Below are 6,773 nucleotides of genomic sequence, written 5' to 3'. Positions count from 1 at the left end.
CGAGGCGCTCTTTGATACGGAAGACAACATGGTGCGGCTCGACATGAGCGAATACATGGAGAAGCACTCCGTGTCGCGGCTCATCGGCGCGCCTCCAGGATACGTGGGCTATGACGAAGGCGGTCAGCTTACCGAGGCCGTGCGCCGCAAGCCCTACTCCGTCATTCTGTTTGACGAGATTGAAAAGGCGCATCCCGATGTGTTCAACACCCTGCTGCAACTGCTGGATGATGGACGCCTTACGGACAGCCAGGGACGCACGGTGGACTTTCGCAACTGCATAGTCATCATGACCTCCAACATCGGCTCCATGCACCTGCTGGACGGCATCTCCGCCGACGGCTCGCTGAAGGAAGGCGCGAGGGAAAGGGTCATGGAGGATTTACGGGCGCACTTCCGCCCCGAGTTCCTCAACCGTGTGGACGAAACCGTGGTCTTTTTGCCCCTGCGGCGCGACCAGATTGCCCGCATTGTGGATCTTCAGGTCAACCGGCTGCGCAAGCGGCTTGAAGACCGCAAGATCAGGCTTGAGCTTACAGATGCGGCCCGCAAGTTCATTGGCGATGCAGGTTATGACCCTGTGTACGGCGCGCGGCCCCTCAAGCGCTACGTGCAGCAGGCTGTGGAAACCCCGCTCGCCAAGGAGCTGGTGGGCGGCAAAATCCGCGACGGCCAGTGCGTCACTGTGGACGCCACGGACGACAAGCTCACCTTCCGGGCCGAATAAGCGGCGCAAGGCTGACACCCAACCCAGATACAAGGGGGATTCCGAACAGGAATCCCCCTTTTTTTGAGCACACTACCGTCTTGCAGATTTGATCCGCAAATGCGTTCAGCTTCTGAATGCGTTGCCCAGCGCATCCGCCGCCATAATAGCTGCGGCGACGCTCTCTTCCGTGATGGGGAAGGGCATGGCGTGGATGGATTCTTCGGGCAGGCAGGCCTTGCGGGCCACCTTGCGCAGGGCTTCCGGGCTGATGTCCGTGATGCCGATATCGCTCAGGCACACAGGCAGGCCCACTGAGGTGCAAAAACCCAGCACTTCGTCCAGTTCTTCCGTGGGGGCGTTTTCCAGCACCAATTGCACCAGCGTGCCAAAGGCGACCTTTTCGCCGTGCAGATAGGTGTGGGTTTCTTCCAGCGCGGTCAGGCCATCATGGACGGCATGAGCTGCCGCCAGACCGCCGCTCTCAAAGCCCAGGCCGGAAAGCAGGGAGTTGGCTTCAATGATGTTTTCCAATGCTGGCGTCGCCATCTTGGCCTGGCATGCCAGCACGGCCTTGTAGCCGTCTTCCAGCAGGGTGCGGTAGCAGGTGGCGGCGAGGGCCTGCGCGGCAAGGGTGCCTCTGGCAGGGGGGCAGTCGCCCGTACGCGCGCCGCAGGGCAGGCCCGCGTTGACGGGAGCGCACGAACGCACGTTGGCACGCGCCTCAAAATAGGTGGAAAGGGCATCGCCCATGCCCGACACCAGATAGCGCACCGGCGAGGCGGCGATGATGGAAACATCCATCAGCACCACATCGGGATTGCGGGGGAAATAGGCGTAGTCTTCCATTTCGCCGTCTGGCGTGTAGATCACTGCGGAGTGGCTCGTGGGCGCGTCCGTTGCCGCTGTGGTGGGCACCACAATAACCCCCTGCCCCGCCGCAACGCAGCGCGCCGTGTCCAACGCCTTGCCGCCGCCAAGCCCCACGGTGCAGTTGCAGGAATGCTGGCGCGCCAGCTCGCCAAGGCGGGCGATTTCAACGCGTGAACATTCGCCCTGAAATTCCGTTTCCACAAAGGTCACGCCAAACTTGGCCGCTGTGGCGTCCAGCGTCTGGCGCACCCTGTTCACGCTGCTTTCCGTGGCTACCAGCAAGGCCTTTGTGCCGTACTGCCGCACAAAATACCCAAGGTTGAGCAGTTCGTTCTCGCCCTGCACATACTTGGACGGACAGATAAACGCTCTTCTCATGGCATGCTCCGCTTCCGGCAATTGCGCCGGCATTGCAGGTTTGAATCCTGACCGGGCCTACGCGTCTTCCTTCACGCCCAGCAGGGCGCGGGCATAATCCTCGCCGCTGAAGGGGCGCAGGTCTTCCATTTTTTCGCCAAGGCCCACATAGGTGATGGGCAGGTGATGCTGCATGGCAACGGCAATGGCTACGCCGCCCTTGGCCGTGCCGTCGAGCTTGGTGATGATGAGTTCATCAATGCCCGCAGCTTCCTTGAACAGTTTGGTTTGCGAAAGGGCGTTCTGCCCGGTGGTGGCGTCGATTACCAGAATGGTGCGATGCGGCGCGCCCGCATGCTTTTTGCCCAGCACCTGACGGATCTTGCTCAGTTCTTCCATCAAGTTGACCTTGGTCTGCAGGCGGCCCGCGGTGTCCACATAGAGCACATCCACGCCTTCCTGAAGCGCGCGGTCCATGGCCTCGTAAGCCACGGCGGCAGGGTCTGAACCTGCGGTGCGCGCATGGAACAGCGCTCCCACACGCCCGGCCCAGACCTGCAACTGCTCGATGGCGGCGGCGCGGAAGGTATCGGCGGCGGCAATCATGACCTTTTTGCCCTGCATGCGGTCGCGGTGGGCCAGCTTGGCAATGGTGGTGGTTTTGCCCACGCCGTTGACGCCGATCATCAGCACAACTTCGGGCTGGTTAACAGCTGCAATGCGGCGCGGCGCGCGAAAAATCTCTTCCACTTCAGCCATGAGCAGTTGGCGCACCTTGGTGGATTCCGTAACCTTTTCCTTGCGGGCACGCTCTTTCAGGCGTTCCACCAGTTCAATGGAAGGCTCGTAGCCAAGGTCGGCCATGATAAAAAGTTCTTCCAGTTCTTCCCAGAAGGCATCGTCCAGTTCGCCATGTCCGGCAAACAATGCGTCCAGTCCCTTGGAAAACTGCTCGCGGGTGCGCGAAAGTCCCTGGCTGATCTTGAGGAACAAACGGTTGCGCTCGTCCTCTTCGTCTTCCATATCAAGGGCAAGAGCCAGGCGGTACTGCAATTCAGAACGGAATTCCTCCACCTGCCGATAATCCATGCGGGCGAGCCATTCCTGAAAATCACGCACAAAATTCTGCGCTTCGGCCTCCGGGGCATCAAGGGCGCGCAGCAAAAAGAACAGACGCTGCCACAGCAGGTCGCCCGCTTCATCCACGCCCTCAAGCACAATGCCAAGCCATACGGAAAGCCGTGGCTCGGCCTCGCGCAGCCGCAGGGTCAGGGCCTCATCAGCGGCAGATGCCGCAAAGGGCTGGGCAGCGGATTCTGCCGCAGGTTTCGCAGCAGGTTCTGCAAGAGCTTCAGTTGCGGCAGCACCAGCTGCGCCAATTTCTGCGGGCGCTTCCTGCGCGGCATTGGCCGCATCTTCCGCACCGCCGAACATTTTTTTTATGGCAGAGAAAAAACCCATAAGATCTCCTTATCTTCCGCCCTCTTGCACCGAGGGTTTGCTTTCCTTGCGGGCCGTTTGCCCTTCCAGCGCGCCCAGCACTTCGCGCAGCGCCAGCACGCATTCTTCCACGGCCTGAGCCGCAGAAGCGGCGTTCGAATCATTCACGGCCCACTGCATTGCATGCGCGGCAGAGGCCAGCCGTTCAGCACCCACGCAGGGCGCTGCTTTTTCAAGAATCCGCCCCAGGCGGCACAGGTTGTCCGCATCTTCCAGCGCATAGAGGCGCAGCAGCAGATCAGGGGCCGGAGCAAACGTTCTGCCGAACATGCCCGCCGTAACGCGCCAGGCTTCCGGACGGCGCAACAAAAAGGCCCGCCCAAGTTCGGCGCTCACAACAGCCCCGGCTGCGACATCTTCGCTCAGTGGCGCAGAGCGGGAGCGCCGCGCCACCTGACTGCGAGCTGTATTGTCTCCTGCCGAGACTGATTCAAAGATATCTGCAAGGCCGGGTTCCGATGATGCCGCTGGGGCCGAACCCGCAGGATCAGCGCCAGACGCAGTGCCGCGCGGCGCAGTACGCTCCAGCAGCAAGGCTTTCAGGCGCGCCAGATCACCCCAGTGCCAGAGCAGGGCCAGCAAGACCAGGGTTGAAAACAGGGCGGAAAGGCAAAAACGCGCAACTTCCCGCCGGGCCTTCTGGGCCAGATCTTCGTCGGTGATGCGGGGCGAAAGGTACACTTCCACCGAACCCACGGGGCGGCCTTCCATCTTGAGCGGATTCATACCCTGCACGCTGTTTTCCGCAATTTCATCGTCCCAGGGAATGGGTTCCCACTGGTAGTTGCGCCGCTGCCCTTCCAGCATGCCACGCGGCGTCTGCACCTTGATGGCGTAAATGGATTCATCGGTCATGGCCGCCATGACAATGGTGCGCGCGGTCAGTTCGTCCAGCTCCCAGGCGGGCAGGGAAAGCAGGGCCGCCAGTTGCGCTGCGGTACGTCCGGCCTCGCTCCCAAGGCGGTTTTCCGCCTCCTGCCTGTCCTCGTTGACGTTCCAGACGCCAAGCAGCAGGAACAGCAGCAAGGCCGCCACCCATACGGCCAGGGCAAGCCTGCGGCGCAGAACGTGAGAGATATTGGGCATATGCTTTGCCGCGAGAGTCACGCTCCCGCACTCCTTACTGTTGGTGTGGTCTGCCATGCAGACGCTGCGCCAGTGCGCGGGCAGCCGCAAGGGCATCAGCATCGCGCAGAACAAACAGACAAACAGCCCAGGCCGTTGCGCCGCCAATGATGGCAAGGGCAAGCCCCAGCCACAGGCCGCGCCCGTGCAACAGTTCCAGCAATTGCCATGCGACAAGGGCCGTGGCCGCAGCAGCGGCGCATTGACGCAGCACCGCGCCTGCCTGGGGCAGACATGCGCTGGCGGATGCCGCGCCAGCGGAACTTTTTTTCAGCGCCCTGCCCAGAATGCACAGCAAAAAGCCGCATTGCAGCCACAGGCCAAGGCTTACGGCCAGTGCCGGAGCCATGACGCCAAGGCTGCCCGAAAGACTATGGACCAGTGCGGCTCCGACCGCAAGCGTAGCAACCACGGCCCACACGGCGCTGACCGCCGTGCGCCGCACCTCGCCCAGCGCGTTGCAGGCCGCAAGCAGAGAACGATTGACGGCAAAGGCAGGCAGGCCCGGCAAATAGGCCCACAGGGCAAGGCCGGTTTCGTAAGCGGCGTTGTCGCCAAAGGCGCCGTGGCGCAGCAGACCTTCCACCAGACGCGGCCCCACGGCCCACAATCCTGTGGCGGCGGGCAGGCTCAATAGCAGGGTCAACCGCAGGGCCGTGCGCAGCTGATCCGAAAAAAGCGAAAATTCTCTGGCAGCGGCAAGGCGGCTCAACGTGGGCAGACTTGCCATGCCCAGACACACGCCCACCAGTCCAAGGGGCAGTTCAAGCAGCCGTTCGGCATAGTAGAGGGCAGCCACCTGCCCCCGGCCCAGGCTGGACGCCAGCGACATGGCAGCCAGCATGGCAAGCTGCGGGGCGGAAGCCCCAAGCAGGCCTGCGGGCAGACGGCCAAGGCAGTTCCAGGCGAGGGATGCCGCGCGCCTGCGCAGCGTGGATGCGTCACTGTTCTCGCTACCCTGCATGGTATCCGGCCCTTCGTCAGCCCCGGCATTATGCAGCGGCAACAAACGCCGCACAGCCAGCCACTGCGCCAGCCATTGCGCAATACCGCCGCAAAGCATGCCCACAGCCAGAGCCGGAGCCGCAGGCAGCAGGCCCAGGGCAGCCGCCCCTGCAAAACACAGAATGACAATATTGAACAAGGCAGGAGAAACAGCGGGCAGCCAGAACACGCCAAGACTGTGCAAAAGGGCCATGCCAAGAGCCGCCATACCCGCCGCCAGCGTATAGGGCAGGCAGATGCGCAGCAGGTAGATGGCCTCCTGCCGTTCCGGCCCATAAAAACCGGGGGCCAGAATATCAGTAAGCCAGGGGGTGGCCACCAGCCCAAGCGCTGTGAGCAGGGTCAGCACAAGGCCAAGCCTCGCAGCCAGAGCGCGGGCCAGCAGACGCATGCTGCGGCTGCGCTCCGCACCCACGGCATGATCGGGCGATGCGCCTATGCGCTCCAGATGCACAAGGCTTGCCGTCAGCGTCATGGAAAGCGAGCCTTCGCCCAGCATACGGCGCAGCACATGTGGCAACCGCATGGCTGCCACCAGCGCATCGGCGGCAGCGCCGCCGCCCACAAGCCAGGCCATGCTCATATCGCGCAAAAGGCCAAGCACACGCGAAACAAGGGCAAAGCCGCCCAAAAGAGCCGCCGTGCGCGCAATGCCGCCAGAATGCCCAGGGCCGTGCTCGGCAGGGCCGGAAGCGCAAGACGAAGGGGATTCACCACCTTTGCCGTGCGCGCAGCCGCTTTCAGAAGCGATCATTATTCCTCGTTTCAGCCATGCAAAAAAAATCAGGGCAGCGCGCCGCTGGGCAGTTATGCGGCGCGCGTGTCAAAAAAACGTAAAAGCAAGCTGCCTGCAACAAAAATTTTCCACTCCCGTAGGCTTTGCCTTGCTCACAAAACAAAGCCAACGGGAGCAAACAAGCCGCAACTACGGGCGGTGCGGATCGGGTTCGGACTTCCACGCGGCCACGGCTTCGCGCACAAGGCGGTTCTGCTCTTCGGGCATGGTATCCTTGAAAGTTTCGGCAAAAACGTGGATACGCGTGCCGCCGCGCGGCGCAAACAGCCCCTTGACCCGGCACCAGCAGGGATTGAGCAGGGTGCGCAGGTCTTCCAGCACGTTGTTGGTGATGGTTTCCATAAACGACTGGTGATTGCGGAAGGCGAACATATAGAGCTTGAAGCTCTTGGATTCCACGCACAGCTCATC

General features: G+C 62.2%; 5 protein-coding genes and 1 pseudogene. 1 reads left to right on the top strand and 5 read right to left on the bottom strand.

Annotated elements, in window-relative coordinates; genetic code table 11:
• Positions 1 to 727, top strand: a 727-nt coding sequence (locus tag VEZ52_RS06435; protein WP_324836092.1) for an AAA family ATPase, incomplete at its 5' end; no start/stop codon positions are given.
• 105 nt (positions 728 to 832) lie between these two features.
• Here the strand turns inward: VEZ52_RS06435 and VEZ52_RS06430 are convergent.
• The 5 genes and pseudogenes from VEZ52_RS06430 to VEZ52_RS06410 all read right to left on the bottom strand — a co-directional run.
• Entirely contained in the window at positions 833 to 1,957 is a 1,125-nt protein-coding gene (locus VEZ52_RS06430) for a glycerol dehydrogenase (RefSeq protein ID WP_297148058.1), read from the bottom strand.
• A 57-nt stretch (positions 1,958 to 2,014) separates the two neighbouring features.
• The gene (ftsY, locus tag VEZ52_RS06425) at positions 2,015 to 3,397 is read right to left on the bottom strand and encodes a signal recognition particle-docking protein FtsY (protein ID WP_324836091.1); all 1,383 of its coding nucleotides are present in this window, start codon (positions 3,395 to 3,397) and stop codon (positions 2,015 to 2,017) included.
• A gap of 9 nt (positions 3,398 to 3,406) precedes the next feature.
• Positions 3,407 to 4,522, bottom strand: a complete 1,116-nt coding sequence (locus VEZ52_RS06420; protein WP_324836090.1) for a hypothetical protein — start codon at positions 4,520 to 4,522, stop codon at positions 3,407 to 3,409.
• Between the two features lie 34 nt (positions 4,523 to 4,556).
• Complete coding sequence (murJ, locus tag VEZ52_RS06415) at positions 4,557 to 6,320, bottom strand: murein biosynthesis integral membrane protein MurJ (protein ID WP_324836089.1); 1,764 nt, start codon at positions 6,318 to 6,320, stop codon at positions 4,557 to 4,559.
• A 171-nt stretch (positions 6,321 to 6,491) separates the two neighbouring features.
• Positions 6,492 to 6,773, bottom strand: a pseudogene (locus tag VEZ52_RS06410) (NADPH-dependent 7-cyano-7-deazaguanine reductase QueF); the annotation flags it as partial.

It is taken from the genome of Desulfovibrio sp. (genome assembly GCF_035644575.1).
Taxonomy (GTDB): domain Bacteria; phylum Desulfobacterota; class Desulfovibrionia; order Desulfovibrionales; family Desulfovibrionaceae; genus Desulfovibrio.
Note: the sequence above shows the minus strand (reverse complement) of the source record. Positions and strands in the feature narration are given on the sequence as shown.